General features: G+C 29.3%; 22 protein-coding genes. All 22 read right to left on the bottom strand.

Annotation, left to right across the window (positions count from 1 at the left end; genetic code table 11):
• Nucleotides 1-217 precede the first annotated feature (217 nt).
• The 22 genes from CLCOS_RS05265 to CLCOS_RS05170 all read right to left on the bottom strand — a co-directional run bounded on the left by CLCOS_RS05265 (nt 218) and on the right by CLCOS_RS05170 (nt 20,606).
• Nucleotides 218-3,910, bottom strand: coding sequence for an SIR2 family NAD-dependent protein deacylase (locus CLCOS_RS05265; RefSeq protein WP_063600909.1), 3,693 nt, complete (start codon nt 3,908-3,910; stop codon nt 218-220).
• A gap of 261 nt (nt 3,911-4,171) precedes the next feature.
• The gene (locus CLCOS_RS05260; RefSeq protein ID WP_063600908.1) at nt 4,172-5,818 is read right to left on the bottom strand and encodes a restriction endonuclease subunit S; all 1,647 of its coding nucleotides are present in this window, start codon (nt 5,816-5,818) and stop codon (nt 4,172-4,174) included.
• A 1-nt stretch (nt 5,819) separates the two neighbouring features.
• Complete coding sequence (locus tag CLCOS_RS05255; protein WP_063600907.1) at nt 5,820-7,265, bottom strand: type I restriction-modification system subunit M; 1,446 nt, start codon at nt 7,263-7,265, stop codon at nt 5,820-5,822.
• Between the two features lie 19 nt (nt 7,266-7,284).
• Nucleotides 7,285-9,666: an EcoAI/FtnUII family type I restriction enzme subunit R gene (hsdR, locus tag CLCOS_RS05250; protein WP_063600906.1), complete on the bottom strand. Its 2,382-nt coding sequence runs from the start codon at nt 9,664-9,666 to the stop codon at nt 7,285-7,287.
• Between the two features lie 45 nt (nt 9,667-9,711).
• Nucleotides 9,712-10,290, bottom strand: a complete 579-nt coding sequence (locus CLCOS_RS05245) for a hypothetical protein (RefSeq protein WP_063600905.1) — start codon at nt 10,288-10,290, stop codon at nt 9,712-9,714.
• Nucleotides 10,291-11,103 carry an ImmA/IrrE family metallo-endopeptidase gene (locus CLCOS_RS05240; RefSeq protein WP_063600904.1) on the bottom strand — a complete coding sequence of 271 codons (813 nt, stop codon included), beginning with the start codon at nt 11,101-11,103 and terminating at the stop codon, nt 10,291-10,293.
• 7 nt (nt 11,104-11,110) lie between these two features.
• The gene (locus CLCOS_RS05235; RefSeq protein ID WP_063600903.1) at nt 11,111-11,497 is read right to left on the bottom strand and encodes a helix-turn-helix domain-containing protein; all 387 of its coding nucleotides are present in this window, start codon (nt 11,495-11,497) and stop codon (nt 11,111-11,113) included.
• Between the two features lie 322 nt (nt 11,498-11,819).
• A complete protein-coding gene (locus CLCOS_RS05230) occupies nt 11,820-13,274 on the bottom strand; it encodes a cell wall-binding repeat-containing protein (RefSeq protein WP_063600902.1) in 1,455 nt (484 codons plus the stop codon).
• 276 nt (nt 13,275-13,550) lie between these two features.
• Nucleotides 13,551-13,958 (bottom strand): peptidoglycan recognition protein family protein, encoded by a 408-nt coding sequence (locus CLCOS_RS23080; RefSeq protein ID WP_343217890.1) that lies wholly within the window; start codon nt 13,956-13,958, stop codon nt 13,551-13,553.
• Nucleotides 13,891-14,265, bottom strand: coding sequence for an N-acetylmuramoyl-L-alanine amidase (locus CLCOS_RS23075; RefSeq protein WP_343217889.1), 375 nt, complete (start codon nt 14,263-14,265; stop codon nt 13,891-13,893). Before CLCOS_RS23075 ends, CLCOS_RS23080 begins: the two co-directional genes overlap by 68 nt.
• Nucleotides 14,266-14,283: 18 nt before the next feature.
• Nucleotides 14,284-14,523, bottom strand: a complete 240-nt coding sequence (locus CLCOS_RS05220; protein ID WP_063600901.1) for a DUF2922 domain-containing protein — start codon at nt 14,521-14,523, stop codon at nt 14,284-14,286.
• 37 nt (nt 14,524-14,560) lie between these two features.
• Nucleotides 14,561-14,785 carry a DUF1659 domain-containing protein gene (locus CLCOS_RS05215; protein WP_023162381.1) on the bottom strand — a complete coding sequence of 75 codons (225 nt, stop codon included), beginning with the start codon at nt 14,783-14,785 and terminating at the stop codon, nt 14,561-14,563.
• An 83-nt stretch (nt 14,786-14,868) separates the two neighbouring features.
• A complete protein-coding gene (locus CLCOS_RS05210) occupies nt 14,869-15,033 on the bottom strand; it encodes a YvrJ family protein (protein WP_023162382.1) in 165 nt (54 codons plus the stop codon).
• 39 nt (nt 15,034-15,072) lie between these two features.
• On the bottom strand, nt 15,073-15,555 hold the full coding sequence (locus CLCOS_RS05205; protein WP_242872326.1) for a sigma-70 family RNA polymerase sigma factor: 483 nt from the start codon (nt 15,553-15,555) through the stop codon (nt 15,073-15,075).
• A 189-nt stretch (nt 15,556-15,744) separates the two neighbouring features.
• Entirely contained in the window at nt 15,745-15,876 is a 132-nt protein-coding gene (locus CLCOS_RS21815) for a nitroreductase family protein (RefSeq protein WP_242866907.1), read from the bottom strand.
• Nucleotides 15,877-15,957: 81 nt separating this feature from the next.
• On the bottom strand, nt 15,958-16,605 hold the full coding sequence (locus CLCOS_RS05200) for a hypothetical protein (RefSeq protein WP_063600900.1): 648 nt from the start codon (nt 16,603-16,605) through the stop codon (nt 15,958-15,960).
• Between the two features lie 99 nt (nt 16,606-16,704).
• Nucleotides 16,705-17,616 (bottom strand): AlbA family DNA-binding domain-containing protein, encoded by a 912-nt coding sequence (locus CLCOS_RS05195; RefSeq protein ID WP_063600899.1) that lies wholly within the window; start codon nt 17,614-17,616, stop codon nt 16,705-16,707.
• 108 nt (nt 17,617-17,724) lie between these two features.
• Nucleotides 17,725-18,405 (bottom strand): Abi-alpha family protein, encoded by a 681-nt coding sequence (locus CLCOS_RS05190; protein WP_063600898.1) that lies wholly within the window; start codon nt 18,403-18,405, stop codon nt 17,725-17,727.
• A gap of 433 nt (nt 18,406-18,838) precedes the next feature.
• Nucleotides 18,839-19,750: a DnaD domain-containing protein gene (locus CLCOS_RS05185; RefSeq protein ID WP_063600897.1), complete on the bottom strand. Its 912-nt coding sequence runs from the start codon at nt 19,748-19,750 to the stop codon at nt 18,839-18,841.
• A 34-nt stretch (nt 19,751-19,784) separates the two neighbouring features.
• Nucleotides 19,785-19,997 (bottom strand): helix-turn-helix domain-containing protein, encoded by a 213-nt coding sequence (locus CLCOS_RS05180; protein ID WP_023162391.1) that lies wholly within the window; start codon nt 19,995-19,997, stop codon nt 19,785-19,787.
• Between the two features lie 35 nt (nt 19,998-20,032).
• Nucleotides 20,033-20,224, bottom strand: coding sequence for a helix-turn-helix transcriptional regulator (locus CLCOS_RS05175; protein ID WP_063600896.1), 192 nt, complete (start codon nt 20,222-20,224; stop codon nt 20,033-20,035).
• Nucleotides 20,225-20,390: 166 nt separating this feature from the next.
• On the bottom strand, nt 20,391-20,606 hold the full coding sequence (locus CLCOS_RS05170) for a hypothetical protein (RefSeq protein WP_063600895.1): 216 nt from the start codon (nt 20,604-20,606) through the stop codon (nt 20,391-20,393).
• Nucleotides 20,607-20,609 lie beyond the last annotated feature (3 nt).

Raw genomic sequence — 20,609 nt, 5'->3', positions numbered from 1 at the left:
TTATCTTGCAGTCAAGGGTGGCGGTTCTAACAATCAAACCTTATTTTAGAAAAAATTCACAATCACCTAAGCTCTTACAAGCATATTTTTTGGAGTTATTTTTTTCATAGCTCACTTTACACTATCAACTATATTATATGTAAATATTGTAAAAGGAGATACATATGTAAAAATCATTTTTACATATGTATCTTTTTAAATTATAATTTTAATCCATTTACATATACATGTTACGAACTTCTGGCAATATACTACTTTTTAATTTTTTCACCAGCTCATCTAATTTATTTGAAATCTTAATATCATTGCTTTCTAAAGAAATAATGTATTTCCTTATTAATGAAGATAAATCATATAGTGAATCTAGCAAATAAATGTCATTAAATTTCTCATCACGTTGAACTTTCATCTTCCTGTTTATAATTTCAAAGCTCTTATATAAAGAGTTTTCCATAACTTCAATATAATCAGGCTCTTTTAAAATATTTATTTGAAGTACATCTTTAAGATATATAAAAATACTTCTACTCTGTTCTGAAGATAAATATGGCATAACTAGTAATATTTTTTTGAAATAATCATATATCCATTTAAAATTAAACTTATTGCTTTCATCAATTCTCATAATCATATTAAGTGTAAAAAATCCACTCATTACCTTTTTCGATTCGTTTGATATTAAATAATAATTTATTTCATTTCTTAAATTTTGAATTACTTCGCCATCTGTTAAAATGTTCATTATAACTTTTAAAGGTAAATCAATTACTTTAGTTTCCTCAAGTACATTGAATATCTTTTCTATATTTTGATTCACATCTTTATTAGATATATCATTAATAATGCATACTGTAGAAATAACTGAAGTTAAAATTCCAAGCTGCATGAATTCATTTTTTGAATTATCTACTTCACCAAAAAAGTTAATTTCTTTATTTATAATAACTTTTTCTTTATCTATATAATCAATTATTTTTAACAATATACTATTTAATTCATTTTCAGTCCACTTAATTTCATATTTAAAATTATTTACAAATAAAGACGAATCATAAAAACAATTTACATAATTATAAATTCCGCTACTTTCACCACCAAAAGAAATTCCTCCATTTTCATTAACATGATAACTAAATTGAAATTTAATCAAATAATTTTTTATAATATCTTTAAAATCAATACTTTGATCCATTGGCAGTTCATCCCATAAAGCATACAAAAATAAATTAGATTTTGGAAAACCAAAGCTATCTTTTTGCGACCATATAGCAAAACTTATATCATCATCCCTGTCTTTCATTTCACTACAACTTCTAAGTAGGTATACACGAGATATAGCATTATCTCTAATTTTTATATCTGTATCTCTAATTTTATTAATAATCGTATCAATATATTTATTAAAAATTTCTTTTGGGATGATATTTTTATTCTTTTTATTTGTACAACAATAAAAGCATCTACTAAAATCAAATCCACTATAAGGAGCTGATAATACATCGTCTATTACAGATATTAACACCTTACTATTAACACAAAACGATAATCTTGAAAATATCGAATCTATGAAATTATAATCATGTTTACGTTTAAATAATGTGCTATTATTAAAAAATAAAATAAGCTTCTTAATAAGATTTGAAACATTACTGTCATCTTGAACAATTGCAAATCTTGAAAGTAAGTCTATTGTACACTTTACAGAAATAATTTTTATTGAATTATTAGAACTCATATCTTTTTCGTATAAATCCAGGAGCTGTACTAATTTTAAGAATAACTTTTTAGAGTATTCTCCTTGGTTATATATTATATAATATCTTTTAAAAATTTTATCATACATGTCCGTGTCATTTGTTCTAATAGCATATGACCATACATATTCTGAGTTATTATTATAACCTGAAATTATATTTATAGCTCTTATAACAGCATCTCTATGATCACTATATACAGGCAAACATAAGTTATCCATAAACGATAGATAAGCATAACTTAAATTATATGCATTAGTTACTTCTTTAGGTGTAGTACCATAAGTTTCAGTAAATACATTTGGATTGAAATCTTTGGTTCTTTCTACTTCTTTTTCCTGAGCATTTTGTATACTTATTATTAATTCATCTTTTAAGTTATTTAAAATATTGCGTGTATTATACTCACTTTCTTTATAATCACTATCTGAAAATAAAATACTATCATAATCTTCATTTCTTCCTAAAGTTCTAGAACATAAATTCATATACCCTTTTAATGAAGCATTATATTCATACCTATAATTTTGTTGGGCAATTCTTGCAGATACTTTTTTTAGCAAATTATGAGATTCTTCTTTTAAACCTAATTGACTAAGTAAAAATGCTTTTTTTATCGATATATAATTATCAGCTGTATCCGGCATTTTTCTTATAACTTCAATGGTTTTATTATAATCAAAATTTTGTAAATAATATTTACTTTTCTCTATATAATATTCTGATAAAAAAATAGAATTCATCAGGGAACTATTTAAATCTAGTCTATTCATTGTGATATCAAATTTTTCATATTTGCTATTTTTCCTATAGATATTAGCTAATAAGAAATTAATTTCTAGCCATGAATTTACAAATATTTTTGTATATTCTCTTGGAATTTTTTTATAACTATCAATTGGATTACATTCCAATAACTTTTCAATTTTTTTTAGTTCATAATCATATAATGGAATAAAACATTTATTCATTCTCCACAGCAGCTCATATATTAATATTAATGCTTTATTACTATAATTCTTTAAATTTTTCATTACTATTTCAAATACTGGCCTTAAATTTTCAGAAAGAATCTCAACAATCTTTTGTGGAATTGCTATATATTTTTGATATTCCTCTCTCTGAGACTTAAGAAGATGTATAAGTTCCTTATATTGATCTATAGAATAATTTTCTGTATAAACCAACTCAGTTGGAATAGCTTGTATAGAATCACTTGTTTTGTTAAGATTATTTATCTCAGTTATAAATTTTTCTATTGCCACTTTATGTATATTTTCATAATCCCTATCTAAATCAATTAATTCGCTTAAATCCACAATAATTATATTATTATTTTCAAACAAAGTCCTTTCTGATTTAGAAAGATTATTAAATACTCCACATAAATATATTTTAGGACAATTCTCATGCATGTTATCACGCAGCCAACCAAGCCAACTAGTAAAATTAGGGTCATCACCTGAGAATCCTATAAGACATAGCTGCGTTTCCAACATAGCTTGCTGAACTGTATTTACAAAAGGTGCATATAGCTTAGGATATGTACGATAATCTTCTTCTGTTATAATGTAAGGCTTCGAATATGGTACACTCCCATGTAACTTTATAATTCTCGGTCTTATACTGCCGGGTAAATCTTTCTGATTTAATATAATTCTATAGTTATCTCTACCTTTAGTATCAATTTTATCTATTGTTCTTTCGAGAAGTGTATCATAATTGGTTGTAAAAACATCACTCCAAGGAAGTTCCAATAATTTCTCATGTAATTCTCCTGGTTCATAAGCTTCATCTGATATACTGTTTTCAACCATTTTGTCTAGATTAGAACGTCCAAATATAACTTTATACTCTTCTGCAAGTTTTAACACATTCATTCCTGACGTTTTTATAATTTTATTTTTCTCCCACTCTTTAGTATCATTATCATTAGAATTTATATTTTCTGGATTTGATACAGGCTTGGGATATAATTGCTTATAAATTTTACAAGAAAGCTCACTCCAATCTGGCATTTTATTGTCGCCAGATACTGAATTAGAATTTTTAGAAAATCCCGCTCCAACCATTAAAGATGCATGTCCATACTCACCTGGGTTCCAAAGATGTCTTGCAATATCTTTAATATATGTATAAACTAATTTTTCTGACATGTTATTCCATCCCCATTATAAGTTTCAATTCTTTATAAAAAGATTCAATACTATTAAATTTATTTTCCTATATCTATATTAAATTCTACGAGTAAACTATTTTTCCTTTATATTCATTTGCCATTTTATTTAAAAGATAAATATACCTAAATTTGTTTTATACAAATTTAGGTATATTATTTCTCTGTTTTGGCTAACTAAATAAAGTTTTTCCTACTATATATATCATATCTCATGTTCTTTATAAAATTCCTATCAATTTTACATAAATTCATTTTTAAGTAAAGCTTCCATTAATTTTTCACTGTACTTTTTAGATTCCTCTATTCTTTTTTCTAGTTCATCACATAATGCCATTAATGAATCTACTTTTTCTACTATACGTTTTTGTTCGCTGAGTGGTGGTAATTCAACCACTAAATTTCTTATTTGCTGTTGATTAATACTTGCTTGACCACAAGTTTTCTTTGCATCTCCGCTAAAAATATTTCTTACTCCATCACTTTGTAAATAATAATTTAAATAGATTGGTAGTATTGACTTTTCCATCAATCTTATTCTTATATTCTTACTCTCATATATCATATCCTCTGTGTATTCATCAATTACAGCAGTTTTTCCAACTAATTCTCTACTATTTACCCTGTTTAGCAATAAATCACCTTTTATCAACTTATAAATATTTAACTCTTCTTCAGTAAGCATTATCCTAACTAAATCTTTTAATACGATACTCCCTTCAAAAATATTATACATTCTTAAACAAATTACACCTAACGGATTAAAGAATGATTCATGTTTGTAAATGCCATTATTCATACTTTCTATCAACTCAGCAAATCTTACATATGACCATCCAATTGGTAATTCACATTTTTTTTCTTCTTCCCTTATTTCTGATAAAGGCTTTTCTTTTTTTATCTTTCCTTCTCTAATAAGTCTTTCTTTTTCTTCTTTTATCTTTTTCAAAAGCACACTAGCTGGCTCATCCTTTGGATTCTGAGGAACAAGCTTTCCTTGTACTGCTAATTGAAGTACTGCACTTTTTAATTCTTTAACTCCATTATCACCTAATGTTAACTCTTTAAAGTTATCTATAATAAATCTCAGTGTTTCTTCTAATTCATCTAAAGAATTGCAGCTGCTAATGCTATTAAATACCGATTTTGAACTTAAAGAATTGTATTTAATCTTTCTTTGTAGTTCTTTTTCTAAATTATCACAAAAATCCATTAATAAATCTACTTTTTCCACTATACGCTTTTGTTCATTTAATGGTGGAATTCCTATTACTATTGGATATATTTTTCTTCCTGAAATAACAGGCTGAGCAGTTGCATTCTCTTCTTCTTTTAAATTTGTACCCTTTAATAACCATATGAGAAATTCTCTATATATATAATTTTGGGGGTATTCCGTTATGAAAGCATTATCTGTTACCCATGCTTTTTTTTCAGTTAGATGAATACTACCACAGTAAAATCCAACTCTTCCTATAACAATAGTTTCTTCTTTAACATTAAAATTATCATGATATCCTGTTACTCCATTTCCACCATATACAGGTATGTTACCCTCTTCATTCATTTTGCTCTTTGTTAGGTTTTTACCTGAAGTAATTCTTATAAGCTTTCCTAATCTTACCCATTCCCATCCTCTAGGCAACTCATAAGGCTTTTCATCCTCACTTATCTCTGGCAATGGTTTTGACTTCTTTATCTTTCCTTCTTTAATGAGCTTCTCTCTTTCTTCTTTTATTCTCTCCAAAAGCACACTGGCTGGCTCATCGTTTTCATCCTGCTCTACTAACTTTCCCCTTACCGCTAACTGTAGTATTAAATCTCTCAATCTCTTAACTTTTTCTGGTCTATCAAATATTATTTTAAATTGTTCTAATAACATTTCCATACTATTTTGATGTCCCTTCTAAAATCTTCTTTAATTCATCTATCAAAGAATCTTGCAATTTATCTACATCAGCAGCAGCTTCATGATATTTTTTTAATAATGCCTTTGGATCTCCTAAATCTTCTTCTTCCTTATTAGGATTTTTATAATCTAAATTATAATTTCTATTTTTAATGTCCTCTACTGAAACCTTCCACGCATACTCATTTTCTTCTCTGTTATTCCACCACTTCTTCTCCAGTTCAAATTCTTCATATCTTATTGGTTTGGTTTTAGTATAATTTTTATATCCTTCAGGAAGTGGATGTTCAAAGAACCAAACTTCTTCTGTTGGCTTACCTTTTTCAAAGAATAAAAGGTTTGTATTTATTCCCGTATATGGGGCAAATACTCCATTAGGCATTCTTACTATAGTATGAAGGTTAAATTCATTTAAAAGTTTTTCTTTTATATGAGTCTTTACACCTTCACCAAATAAAAATCCATCTGGAAGTACTACTCCCGCTCTTCCTTTTTCACTTAATCTATACATTATAAGAGTCATAAATAAATCTGCTGTTTCTTTTGTTTGAAACTGCTGAGGGAAATTAGTTAGTACCATATCTTCTTCAATTCCGCCAAAAGGAGGATTCATTGCTATTACATCCACATATTCTGAAGGCTTTAAATCTCTTACATTCTTCATCAAAGAATTATCATGTTTTATGTTTGGCACATCAATATCATGAAGTATCAGGTTAGTTGTAGCAAGCATGTGAGGAAGCGGTTTCTTTTCTACACCCATTATGGTTTCACCTAATATTTTTAAATCTTCAACTTTGGTTTCCTGTTTTTTTAAGTTTTCTATGGCACATGTTAAAAATCCACCGGTACCACAAGCAAAGTCAGCTACTTTTTCACCAAGCTTTGGACTTAGCATATCTATTATAAATTGTGTAACAGGTCTTGGTGTATAGAATTCTCCTGCATTGCCTGCACTTTGAAGATCTTTTAATATATTTTCATATATATCATTAAATAAATGTCTGTCTTCACCTGCTGTAAAATCTATTTCATTTAACTTATTTATTACCTGCCTCATTAAAGCTCCTGATTTCATATAATTATAGGAATCTTCAAATACAGATTTAACTAATAAAGCTTTAGCATCACTATTCTCATCTACTTCCATTTCCTTTAAACCTTTGAATAATTTATTGTTTACAAAGTCTAAAAGCTCATCGCCTGTAATTCCTTCATCATCTTGAGCCCAGTTGCTCCATCTCAATTCTTCTGGAATAATAGGTGTATAATCATCATACTCTAATTCCCATTCCTCTTCTTTTGCATCAAATACCTTTAAAAATATCATCCAAACTAGTTGAGATATTCTTTGAGCATCTCCATCTACCCCTGCATCCTGGCGCATTATATCTTGTACTGATTTTACTACGTTTGTTATTGACATGTATTATGTCTCCTTTCTCTTATGCTATTGTATATAATTCCTTAACCAATTCTTTAACAGCTTCTTCATACTTCTTTTTACCACCAAATACCTTCTTCACTATTTCTAGTTGACTACCAAATTCCTTAAAGTCCGGCAGCTTAAGTACTTTAATATCTTCTATGTTTTCAATGCCTTCATTACTGTATTTGTCTAACAGTTTTTCTAAAACTCTCCTTGCAGAATCTCCATATTTGGCAAAGTAATTTCTTTTTTTTATATTATTTGCTCTCTCTTTTCTAGTTAAAGCAGGCATATCAAAAGCTATATGGCATATTAAATCAAAAGTATCCATATCTTTTCCCACTTCATCTTCTAAATCTTCAAGGAAAATTCCTTCTTCTTCTAAATGCAGCCTTAATTCTTCTTTTTTATCAGTTTCACTCCACTTCCTCAGGAATTCATCTAAACTTGCAAATTCTTTTTTTATATTCTTCTTAGTATAATCTACTAAAGATTCTGTAATAAGTTTTCCATCATTACCATAGTACTGAACTCTATCATTAATAACTTTAACTTCTACATCATCAACATAATATTTCTTTCTTTTCTCACCTGAGGGATCACTTATAGTTTCTCCCTCAGTATATTCTCCAGATTCTCCATAGCTTGTTTCCTTCTTTTCCTCTTCTTCATAAGTATCATCAATTTCTTCATCATTCTCATCTGGAACCTCATCAGAAGTTACATCTTTGACTTTAACAGGTTCACCATCAAAATCCTTGTCAGCAAATAACCTGGACACATCTCTAAAATCTATAAGAGTAAAATACATTTTGCCATAATCTTCCCTAATTCTAGTGCCTCGACCTAATATTTGCTTAAATTCAATCATACTGTTTATTTCTGAATCTATTATGATAAATTGACAGGTCTTACAGTCCACACCAGTAGTTAAAAGTTTTGATGTAGTTACTAAAACAGGATAATCTTCTGAAGGTATTATGAAATTCTCTAGTTCTGCTTTTCCTTCATCATCATCTCCTGTTATTTTCATTATATACTTAGGATTTTTTGAATATAAATCAGCATTTTCATTTATAAGAACTTTTCTCATTCTCTCTGCGTGATCTATATCAGTACAGAAAAATATGCTTTTAGCCATTCTCTTATCATTCTTTTTCAAATAATCAGAAACATATTTAGCTACCAGCTCTGTCCTTTTTTCTAATACCAGCGTTTTATCGTAATCTTTTTTATTATATATTCTATCTTCTAACTCTTTGCCATACTTGTCCCTTTTGCCTTTTTCCGGCCTATAACCTTCTAAATCTCTATCTATACCTACCCTTATTACTTTGTAAGGAGCAAGAAATCCATCTTCAATACCCTGTTTTAATGAATAAGTAAATATAGGATCACCAAAATAATCAATATTAGAAACATCCTTAGTTTCTTTTGGAGTAGCAGTTAATCCAATCTTCGTAGCTGACTCAAAATGATCCAATATTTCTCTCCAGGCTGAATCATCCTTAGCACTTCCCCTATGGCACTCATCTATTATTATAAGATCAAAATAATCCCTGCTAAATTTCTTAAATACTTTCTTTTCTTCAGTCTCTCCAGTTAAGCTTTGATATAAAGCAAATTGAATTTCTCTTGATTTATCAGCTATTCTCTTCTGAATCTTGTTTATGTTCTCCTTTAAAGGTTTGAAATCTCCTATAATTGTCTGGTTAATTAAAATATTTCTATCTGCTAAGTAAAGAATTCTCTTCTTTGCAACTGATTTAAAAAGCTTATATACTATTTGAAATGCTGTATAAGTTTTACCTGTTCCTGTAGCCATTACAAGAAGTATCCTATTCTGTCCCTGTGCAATTGCCTCTACCGCCCTATTAATTGCAATTCTTTGATAATAGCGTGGTGGAAAAGTATCTTGATCATAGTAATAATTATGAGTAACAACGTTTTCCTGATCTTTAGTTAAACCTTTATAAGCTTTATACCTGTTCCATAGCTCTTCTGGAGATGGAAATTCCTCTAATTTCAGTTCTCTCTCTAATATTCCTTCTTTTTTAGTTCTATCATGTTCTATAAATCCATCGCCGTTAGATGAATAAATAAATGGAATATCCAATATTTCTCCATAATTTAACCCCTGCTGCATTCCGTACCCAATTGAGTGATTATTATCTTTAGCCTCAATTATAGCTAGTGGTATATTACTCTTATAATAGAGAATTATATCTGCTCTCTTCCTTTTTCCTCTTGTAACAATTTTCTTTCTAACTATAATTCTACCGTCAGTAAAATTTACTTCTTCTCTGATTTGTTTATTTCTATCCCAACCGGCTTTCTCTACAGCTGGGATTATATACTTTGTTATTATATCTCTTTCGCTCAGTTTCTTTTTATCCATAATAACTCCCCCAAATCTAGCATTGTTACAATTTCCTACATCATTTTAACTATTATGTAATCTTAAAAAGCCTCCCCATTTATTATTATAAAACCTTCTAAAAGACTTAGTGTATACTGCATCAAAACTCAATGATGATGGCCTACTTAAAGTTCTATTTATTGCATTAAAAATTTCTTCTCCTTCTATATCAGTTAAAAATTTAAAGTATACACATAAGCTTAAAATATTATTGTGCGTAAGTGTTATATATTCATCTAACCACTTGAATTCAGTATGGTTATCTGAAATTATTATTGGTATATTAAGTGCACTTGCATATCCTGCACATTCGCTTTCTCCTGGTCCAATTAAATTCTTTTTATCATTTATAATTGGCTTAGCTAAACTATTAACTACAAAATCTTCTTCTCTATTTACAATTTCAAAAATACTATTTTCTTCATTAATAACTTTTTCTATTTTACTAAAGTTCGGCCCTGCCTTTCGTCTTAACTCCACATTATAAATGAAATATGGTATTACTATTTTTGAAAATAAAAATTTTAAAATTTCTATTTTATCTACCTTAGCTAAATTTATAAGAATGTCTGTATCTGAAATAGCTGCTTCATACTTCTCCATTTATACTAAATCATCCTCCGACGGTTCCGAGTAACCATAATCCTCTGGATTTTCATTTATAAATGACAATAACTGTGTAAGCTTTCCATAAGAAATCTTACCTTTTTCATAATTCATCTTAGCTATTTCAATATATTCTTTTGGTATAAATGTAGCATTTGAAGGAACTATAAGCGATATATCATATCCTTCCTTTTTAGTTATTTTCCTTAAAGCTTCCTTTTTCTCTAAAGAACCATACTCTACTAATTTTTCATATAAACTTACATCACATAAATCTAATTGTATAAGCCTTTTTAACATAGCCTTGTAACTTACCTTTAAAGTACTATTCAATCTTACTATATGTCTCACTTCTACTTTATCTTTGTCTACATTGACTAATTTATAAAAAAGTTCTTCAACGTAATCTTCAGGCATTAAGAATTCCGCTGCAAATATATTAGCTCTTTTATCTTCCTCTTTATACTTATCATCATTTAATATAAGCTTCTCTCTTTTTAAAATATCTGCATTATATAAAACATGATATAATTCATGAGCAGCTGTGAACCTCTCATGCCCTAATGTAAATGTGCTATTTAAAAATACAATAAATTGTCCATCAAAATAAGTAGTAAATCCTGATATTTCATTTGTATTTAAAGGCTTTCTTATAAAAAAAGTAGTATCCTCTAAAATGTCAAACACATCTGACAACCCCTTTAGTGAATACTTTATTTTTGTTTCTTCTGCAAGTTTTTTTATCTCTATTCTTAATAATTTTTCTTCCTTTTTAGAAAACTTTTTTGAATACTCTGTACAAACTTCCATATAAATGCTACTCCTTCCATAAGGGTTCACGTTTTGGATTTTCAAACTCATTACTCAAAATTTTCTTTTGATTAATAAATCCTACTATCATATCTTGAACATATTCAATACTTTTAAGAGTTTCTTCACCTACATTCTTTTTTCTAAAAAGGGTTACTAAATTTTCTTCTTCTGATTCTGCTAATAGAGTTTCTGGTTCTACATTCAAAACAGAGCATACTGCTTTTAATTCAATTGCTGATATAGTCCTATTGCCATTTTCTATTTTACTCAGAGTTTCCCTACTCATAACTACACCCATATTTTTTAGATCTTCAACCATGGATTGCTGACTTATTTTATTTTTTTCTCTCAAATCCCTTATTCTCTTTCCAATAATTTCAACTGTTAACATAATCAATCCTCCCATTATGAACAATTAGATTATAATTATATGTGTAATATTATATTACACTTTTTTAGATCTAAAATCAATATGATAATTATATTTGTAACCTTATATTACAAGTACTATTCACAATATATAATATAATTTTATATTTATTAGGCAATAAAAAAATAAGTAATTCTTGAATACCGAAGAATTACTTATTTTTACTTTCATAGATTACAAAGATTCATTCCTTTATTCAATCTATATATAATTTAATTAACATATTTAATAGCTTTTTTCTTTTATATAATATAGAAACCATCTGATTCTTTAGGTTTAAGAATTATTTATCAATATATTTAATATTAGATACCTTCCAGCTGTTATTCTCAAAACTTAAAGTTACTGTTATAGTACCTACAAAATAGTCACTCCCACCATACTGATTGTAATTAACCTGAATGGTATTGCTATCTATGTTTTGTCTATTTGTAAGAACCTTTTTAGTATAATAAAATGACTCACCTACATTACCAAGATTAACTACTGTTTGTCCATCTATATTAGTTAATGATAGAAAACTAGTCGGAATATTATCCTCCGTATAGTAATTTGAAAGAACATCTTTAATTTTATCTACACTATTATACTGTTCTGGTACTGGAACATATTCTATTCCATTATGCATTATTCTTTTATTATATTCTTCTTTATTTGATACAGAGAACATTATATCTTCCATCGATACCCAAGCATCTGAATATAATTGATATATTTCAGCATTTGAAATGTCTCTGCTGTTTTCTGTGCTTTTTATATAATTTTCTAAGTTATCACTTACTGCTCCAGTTCCCCCAAATATAAAAGCATGTTTTACATTGTTATTTAGCGTATACCTTAACCCATCATCTACAAGTAATATATTGTAATTATTCTTTGCAGTTAACACAGAACCTGAGAGTGCATCTGGGAACATTTTACCACTTGCAATAGATATGCCATCACTATTATTTCCATTAGTATTAATAAAATCGGATGCTATACTTTGGGGTGTAGTTCCATGCATTCTAAAGCAATTAATTCCCAGGCTCTCTAATTGGGCTTCTGCATCATATGAAACTATATTATATGAACCCACTATAGACACATCTTTTACTCCTAATTTTAGAATCTCATTTTTAGTTGTATCATTGATATCGTTGCCGCTTGTAAATAACACTACTCCATTTTCTCTAGCTGCATAGGGTGCTACAATTAAAGGGTACTGAAATTTATCTGCAGGTGCAATATACACTTTTTCTATTTTTGATTTAGAATTTAAAATATCAGCTGCCTTACATGCAGTATCAAATCTGCTGAAACCTGCTATTCTAGTTACGTTATATCCATTAGATTTAAGATTATCTTCCTGAGAATTTGATATAACTCCAGTTCCACCTAGTATATAGATATTTTTAACTCCCAACTGACTAATTTCGTCTTTCACTACATTTGGCGTATCATTTGTATTAGTTAAAAGTATCGGGCAATCTAAGTAATATGCAAGAGATGTGCCTGATATAGCATCTGCAAAAGCATCATTTCCTTGGGCATCTGCTAATACAACATTATCTGAATGGGTCCACCCCTGCTTTGCTATTTTTACAGATGTTTCAAACCTGTTGGTTCCTCCCATTCTCGTTATATCTTCAATTTGACTTGAAACAGCTTTAACCTTATTAGGTTTCAATATACTGCATGTAGATACTGCAATCAAAAAGGTTAAAAAGGCAATAGTAATTAATTTTACATTCTTCATAAATTAGATCCCCCATTATTATTTTGCGAAAATATATTTTAATAATTTTTTATTATTAGCTTATTTTAAAACTTCGACATTATAGCTTTTAAGAGCAATAACTCCAGTGATATCCTAAAATTTATTATACTACTACTATTAGCATAATTGTCCTTATACTAAATATATTTTATATATACACTTCATTTTTTCTAAAATAATAATATAAGGAAGGTTTCTACAAGCTTCGTGATAAAAACATTCCTTATATGTATTGGAAACAACTATCCACAATATTTATTCAAACAGCTTATTCCATGTATTAACTCCAACAATACCATCAACTGCAAGTCCGCTGTCTCTCTGAAAACTCTCTACAGCCTCAAGGGTACCCCTTCCAAAGAATCCATCAACACCGCATCTTCCAACGTTATAACCTCTGCTCATAAGCTTTTCCTGAACATCCTTTACATTGTTATCCTCCAAAGCAGGATTCATCTTTATAAGGTATCCAGGGTAAATTAATTTACCACCGCTTCTTGCAGCTTCACCTCTTATTCTGTCCAGTGGAAAATTCTCTCCAGGACAGTCTGTAGAATAAAGCTCTCTGTGCCCATATACTTTACTTATTCCATACTTATTTAACATGGAGCGGGTTAATTCTAATAATGTACTGTACTGTGTTTGTCCCCATAACCTCAGCATTGAAATCTCCCTCAGCACATACTCCTATAGACTTGGAATTATATCCTGGACAATGGGCACCTACAGCCTTTTCATTTCTTCCCGTATATATAGTACCGTTTTTCCTCACAAGATAGTGATAACCGCAGCCGCACCATCCATTTTCAAGGTGCCACCTGTGGATATCCTCTATGCTGCACATCTTTGCACCTGCATGGTGGAGCACGACTACTTCTGGATTATTGCCCCAGCTCAAATTGCTCCTGAAGCTTAAATTAGAATTTACTATATTCAAAATACCGCCTCCAAATTTAAAGGTCCTGCACATCTGCAGGACCTTTATGATCTATTTCATTTCAAATTCTTTTGAGTCTGTTGTTACAACCTTAGCATCCTTTTTGCCAACCAATGCACCATTTTTAGTAACAAATATTTTCTTTGCAATTATAAGATCCATGAGAGATACGACCTGTTCCTGGGTAACTGAAGGCTGTCCATTTGCATCTTCTTTTACATTGTCCACACCCAAGGAAAAATATTTGCCTTCCTCCTCGGTAGTAAATCTCATATTAAGTCTGTTTGCCATTTAAACTCCTCCTTTCCTGATTTTTGCCTACTTATTATCAGGCATTAGTAATTACGGTGTTGTCCACTTTTTGAATCTCATTTACAGGATAAGTAAGTATATCACCTACAGCTTTTACTACATCATACACATCCTGATCTGCTGCATCCATTGCAATCTTGCCAAGTGTAACTTTCTTAAGTATCTCTTTACCCTGTTTATTGAGCCCTGTCTTTTCTACAATAGAAAGCGTACTTGAAAGCTTTGTTGACTTTGCTGCCATAACAATTCGCCCCTTTCTCTAACTTTTACTTATATATATGCCTTTCTTAAAATTAGTGCAGAAAAAAAGAAATAGGCTTTTACCTATTTCTTCTCCTGGTTTTTTATAACGGCTGATATATCTTCCCTTAAGTCTTCAATAGATTTGACTAAAAGGTCAATCTTGTTTTCAAATCTTATGAGCAAATATATACTAACTGCTATTGGGAACCCTACGGTGCTGATTAAACTAACCAGCTGGTCATACATAAATATCACCCTCCCCATGCCATTATAAAAATATATATGCTATTTCAGATATTTTTTCAGTTTATTTAGGGCATCTTTTTTTATTTCTATAGCATGTCTATATTTTATGTTAAGTATATCAGCGGTTTCCTTAAGTGTCCTGCCTTCCATGTACACGGATTTAATTATTTTTATCTCTATATCTTGAAGTTTGCACAGTGCAAGTTTTATCTTTTCTGACCGATCAAATGCAATAACTTCATCCTCAAGGGTAAAGTCATAGGGTTGAATTGACAGCACCCCTTCATCCTGTACTTCTCTAAAATGCTTTATCTGACCTTTTAGAAGGGCATTGAAGTTATTTACTATAGAGTTTGTGCAATAGGTTGTAAAAGAGCCTTTTCCTATTTTGTAGAGTTTTACTGCTTTTATTACAGAAAGGTATCCATGCTGTACTAGATCATCAAAGTCATAGGAAGGAATATTGTATTTGCATGCCTTTTTTATTATGAAGCAGCTGAATTTTGCAATGATAGAATCCATGGAGTTTTTGTCGCCGGATTTGGCTTTTCTAACAAGCTCTTCTATGGTAACCACCGCCTTTTTATTTGATTATACAGGTAAAAGGACAGTTATTGACCATTTTTTGACATAATGGAAAATATTGATTTTTAAGACCTATATTAAATAATGCTATCAGGTATCTTCCTCGGTCTTGGATTTGTTTTTTCATCAGAATATCCAAGTGCAACAGCCCCAACCAGTTCTTGCAGCATCCAATATTTTATTAAAAATATCTACTGGTATTTCTTTAGATGTATACTTCCTTATACTCCTCCTATTATAAATTGCTTCTATGCCCATTTATTTCATCCCATTAAATTTGAATTTATTTAATTTAACAGATTTGTAAATGTCAAGTAGATATGGCCTTATCTATGCCTTTTATCTCAAATTTTCAATCATTATTCTTATATCAGCTTCTCTATATCTATTTTCTTCTGTTGTCCAAGCAACTGTCATATTCATTTTTTTTAATAATCCAATAAGTTCAGTAATATCTTCTAAACTTGAATTTGTGTACATATATAGCTTTCTAAGTGTTTTATCTTGCGGAGTACCTATAGACAATTTTCTTTCTCCTATTAATACTGTTTTATCAGCTTCATCAATAACATTTAATGTTCTAATAATATTGCAGTTATCTCTTAAAGCTTTTATTTTATCAGCTATATTAGTTTCTTGCGGAATAGCCTCATTGATTTGAGAAAGAAAATTAATAAAATTAAAATTTCCACCTGTATGTTCTAATTGTAATTCTTGAATAAGACAATTTTGCACATCCTCATTTATGTAGGCTTTAAATGTACCCATTGTATGATTTCCATACAATTTAATTCTTCTCATAATTCTTGTATTTCTCATATATAAAAATAATATATCTTTAGATTCTTTATCTTCTTCTGATAAAAACATCATAAATAAAAATCTGCCTCTACCTACTTTCAAATCAAATGCTAATGCTTTATCTAAAGATTCCAACGTAGCAACATACACATTTTTCAATTTATTAAAATTAAATTCTACTGCCATACTATCAATTTCACTCCTTAAAATTACTATCTATTATAAATTCATTTTTATAATAAGTTTTAAAATATAATTTTATAAAGTAATAAAATTATATTTTTACTATCTGAATGAAAAAGTATTGGATACAAATTTATTTTCTTTAATATCAACTAATTCTATATATCCTTTAAGTTTCTTGTCATGTCTATATTCAAACGTACTCCATTCTTGCTTATTCAATCCAAATACAAAAAATCCTCTAATAACATCATTAGAGTTAATTTTAGGGAAATTTGAATTAGCAAAATAGTATTTAAGATCGTCTATCATAATAAGCCTAATTTCGTATTCATATTTTATTTCTAAACCTGCCGGCTCTTCAATTATAAATTTCCCACTTTTTATACAATTTACATAAATTCCTTTGTTTACAACAGTTGCTGGTATACCTATTTCATAGTCATAATTTATATTGCTACCACTAGAAGCATTAACATTTGTCATATTTGCAACTATAATATCAATACCATAATCAACAATTATTTTATTATTTCTTTCTAAGTACATTAGTTCGAGATCATATTTATTAGCTGCATTAATAGAAGTTCCCTTTCTAACCGGTATAAACATATTTATAGTTTGTTTAGGTCTTCTATATTCTTTTATAACATGAGGTTTATTTAAAGATTGAGGCACTTCAATAACTGAAATCATTTTATCATCTACTTGTATTGGATAAACTTCAATATTCATTGGATCTTGAATGTGTTTACAAATAATTCCTCTTATTTTACTTGGATCAATAGGTATATTAGCATTATGTAACTCGCCATGTTTATCAATACCTATAATTATGTGTCCTGTACTTCCAGGAGTATTTGCCATTGCAGTAACATCCTTTAAAAATTCATTTGTTGGCAAATCTGAATTTAAATTCCACCATTCTTGCTTTAACTCCATTTTTGGATCTTCAATTTCAGCACCATTCTTTATCCATTCTGAGTACTTTTTAATATCTTCACTTGTAATCATAACAATTACCTCTTTCTATAGATGTTTACAATTCTTATCTACAATTACACCTTTTTGCTTTTTAATAATTTTGTAGTTTTAAATTAAACCTTAATTTAATAATTACTTTTAATTATTTTTTAAAGTACATGCTAATACAAAATGTTTACCTAATAAAGTAGGATTTACAACACCGAAAAATTCTCCACCACCAAGTGTATGCATTGGTACAATGCATCCTAATCTTGCTAGATCTACTAAAGCTAACTCTAACTGATCATTGTTAATTTGATTGGAATCATTGTTTTCTCCAGCTATCTGGATACTATCTGGTAAGTACTGAGTTACAACACCTTTATGCTGCATATATTCAAATGGTATACTATATATTTTTTCAAGTATTTTTGCTTCGTATGGAGTTAATCGCTCTAAAATGTCGATATATATTCTTGTCAATTCAACATTACTATTTTTATTAGATGAGTTTACAAGAAGCTTGGCCCATAAATCTTGTAGATAATCATTATCTTCAACTGTTGCGCCTTGTAATAAGGGAATCGCAAATTTTAACTTGATAGGCTTATTAGGTTCATCAAGTCCAATTTCCTTCATAAATTCATTTGCCTTTTGCATTAAACGTACTTGTCTTTCCCATCTCATATATTTTAACTTATCCTCAAAAATACCCATACCTTGTTCCACTGATCCAGATATAAATTTTGAAATGAAACTTCCAAAGCTTTGTGCTAAATCAATAGCTTTACCTGCTGTTTTTGCTACCTCTTCTACAACTTTTGTATCATTACACATATTATTACACCTCTAATAATAAATATTAATTCTTAAATATAAATTATGTGGAAATTATAACATATTTTGCTGTTATGGATACCTACTATTATATAGTAATTAATAGAATCCTATTTATATTTTTCTTTTGATAGTATGTCATTATTTTTAAAAACTAAAATTGATAGATTAAATATTAAAAAATAATTAATTTAATAAAATTATTTTTAAAATTATTAAACAGGTTAAATAAAAATGAACTATATAAGTTATAGCTCCTTTTTTATTTACACATATTCATTCATACAGTAAGAAATTCACAACGAAACTGAAGCTAAAATTGTATTATCTCTACTCAGCAAATTACCATTTGAATTAAGATTCTCATATATTAAATCAGCCTTCGATACCATAATAACACCATTTAATACAAAAATGTATCAAAAATCATAAATTATCCATCACTCCATCCAAGCAGCTGCCTCTCAAGCTCCTTAAAATCATACTGCCTGTACCTTCCCCCACGATCCCGCATATTCTTATACTCTTTAACATCATTGGCAGTCTTCAAGCCTTTCCTTCTCCAGCTCTGCAGTATTCTCCCCACGTAGTTTATATTCCTGGCATTATACTTCAAGGCCTCCTCCACTGCCAGTATAATCACATCACAATCTATAACGCCACTCCACATACGCAGTTTCTCCCTCTCGGCTTCCCCTGCAGGATGTATGTTCTCCTCAAAAAATGCCAGCACAGTACTATAGGTGTCAAAAGGTACAGGTTCATCTGTACTCTTATTACTCCTTACTTCTTGCTTATTATTTATTATTTTTTGTTTATTATTTATTACTTTCTTACTTACAAGCTCCTTGTAAGCCCCTTCCAAGGGGCTTGTAAGGGGCTCTTTTAAATCCTTAGCAGCTTTATTTTCAGAATCAGCAGAATTCTTTATTTCTATTCCATCAAAAATACTTTCAATATCCAGTTCTTCATTAATACACTGTTTATAAAATAGTGATACAAATTCTTTGTTTTTAACATTTTTAAGTTCTCTATTGACACATTTTACAGCATTTAAATTGTTAGGCTTATTGTATTTAATCCAGTTTAGAATCATTATTTCTTTTGTTTCATCCAGGTAAAATATCTTTTTATACTCCTGAAATCTGAGAAGCAGTTTGTCCACTGTTTCTCTATTGTAACCAGTCTGAGTTTCTATAATTCGCTTAGGAAGCTCATAAATACCACACTGGGTAGTGTTCGAGTTAGTCATCAAGTATATGTAAAAAAACTTTTCCTCGGGAGTTAAATCTAAAACAAATCCGTCATTCCAGAAATCTGTATGGAGCTGCCTGTACTTAGCCATTATAATAACCTCCTAAAAATTAATAATGCCCACTCTACCCATTAAATTTATATTTGGCTGTATTATTTTCGAGCCAGTTAATCAATTCCTCTTTAATTATTCTTGTCCTCCTGGATTTAAGCATAATTATGGTAAAGTTTTCCCTGTAAATAATTTCGTTAGCAGTACTTCTTTCTATCCTAAGTACCTGTGCCATTTCTTTTACAGTTATAAGCGGTGGAAGTTCATTGAGTCTTTCTTTAATCATATAGATCCCCCCATATTATAAGATAAAAGTAACTATCACAAAAAAATGTCCTCTATCGTAGTATTAAAAAATCTAGCAAGTTTGCCGGCCTCTCCAATAGTGAAATTTCTGCTTCCTATTTCTTTACGGCTGTATGCAGACACACTCATGTGAAGCATATATGCAATTTCCTTCTCAGTTATATTATTTTTAATTCTAAGATACTTAAGTTTATAATTTACCCCCATACTTACCACCTAAAAATTATTAAATGTCATTTCATGTAATTATATTTGATGACATAATGTAGCATTATTCCTTTTAATTTAATTGTAAGATATTTTTGTATTGTTTTCAATATTCTGACTAAAAACATTATATCTGTCACCTATAAACTATAAAGAAACATCCATATCAAAATCTCTCACCTAAATGTCCTAGAAACCATTCATCAACTTTATTTCTTATGATAAGTGCTTTTCTTCCGCAGAAAACCACAGGAAAACCCTTGCAGTGTATTAACTCATATGCTTTATTATGACCCACACAGTATTCCTCCATAAATTGTGATACTGTCATCACTTTTTTCTTATCATGTCTCATCCTGTCGGCTGTTTTATATTCTTCCATTTA

This window comes from Clostridium coskatii (assembly GCF_001675205.1).
Classification (GTDB): Bacteria; Bacillota; Clostridia; order Clostridiales; family Clostridiaceae; genus Clostridium_B; species Clostridium_B ljungdahlii.
The sequence above is the reverse complement of the archived record's forward strand: the minus strand, read 5'-3'. Positions and strand labels throughout refer to the sequence as shown.